This window comes from Kitasatospora sp. MBT63, from assembly GCF_000710465.2.
GTDB lineage: Bacteria > Actinomycetota > Actinomycetes > Streptomycetales > Streptomycetaceae > Kitasatospora.
This window is the reverse complement of record NZ_JAIZ01000830.1, coordinates 1-1060: the sequence shown is the minus strand read 5'-3', so window position 1 is coordinate 1060 and position 1060 is coordinate 1. Positions and strand designations below refer to the sequence as shown.

Genomic DNA, 1060 nt, shown 5'->3' with positions numbered 1-1060 from the left:
ACCGCTCCCCCACCCGCCGCAGGCGTACCCGTACCGGGCCGTTGCTCACCGCCGCGGCCGCGGCCGCCGCCCTGCTGCTGGCCGCCGCGTGCAGCGGGCCGGCCGGCGGGAGCAGTACCGCCTCCGGCAGCGCGCCCGCGCCGGTGCCCGCCTCCGGCTCCGGCCCGCTGCACGTCACCGTCATCACCCACGCCGGTCCGGGCGACGCGTTCTGGAGCGTGGTCAAGAACGGCGCGACCGACGCCGGCAAGCAGCTGGGCGTCCAGGTCGACTACGCCTCCGACCCCGATCCGGCGGGTCAGGCCAAGCTCATCGACAACGCCGTCGCCCAGCACGTCGGCGGGCTGGTGGTGTCGATGGCCAACCCGGACGCGCTGCAGACCGCCGTCAAGGCCGCCGTCGCGGCGGGGATCCCGGTGGTCACGGTCAACTCCGGTTCCGCCCGCAGCGTGGAGTTCGGCGCCGTCGGCCACGTCGGCCAGGAGGAGACGGTGGCCGGGCAGGGCGCCGGCGGGAAGCTGAAGGGCCAGGGGCTGCACAAGGTGCTCTGCGTCATCCACGAGGCCGGGAACATCGGCCTCACCCAGCGGTGCGACGGCGCGAAGCAGGGCTTCGGCTCCGACGTGGTCAACCTCCAGGTGGACGCCAACAACCCCACCGACACGCTCTCCCGGATCCGCGGCGCGCTCCAGGCCGACCCCGCCGTCGACGGGGTGCTCACCCTCAACGCGCAGGTCGCCGCGCAGGCCGTGGACGCGGTCAACGCGGTCGGCTCCAAGGCCCAGGTGGCGACCTTCGACGTCAACCCGGACGTCCTGGCGGCCATCAAGGCCGGCACCGTCTCCTTCGCGGTCGACCAGCAGCAGTACCAGCAGGGATATCTGCCGGTCGTGATGCTGAAGCTGTACCACGACAACGGCAACACCCTCGGCGGCGGCCACCCGGTGCTCACCGGCCCGGCCTTCGTCGACAAGTCCAACGTCGACCAGGTGACCGCGTACGCGGCCCGGGGCACCCGGTGAGCCGGCCGCCCGAGGCGGCGGCCGCGGTGGCCGCCGCC

General features: G+C 74.3%; 1 protein-coding gene. It reads left to right on the top strand.

The window, feature by feature from the left end; translation table 11 throughout:
- Positions 1-41: 41 nt before the first annotated feature.
- The gene (locus tag AA75_RS43740) at positions 42-1022 is read left to right on the top strand and encodes a sugar ABC transporter substrate-binding protein (RefSeq protein WP_033826138.1); all 981 of its coding nucleotides are present in this window, start codon (positions 42-44) and stop codon (positions 1020-1022) included.
- The last annotated feature ends 38 nt before the right edge of the window (positions 1023-1060 follow it).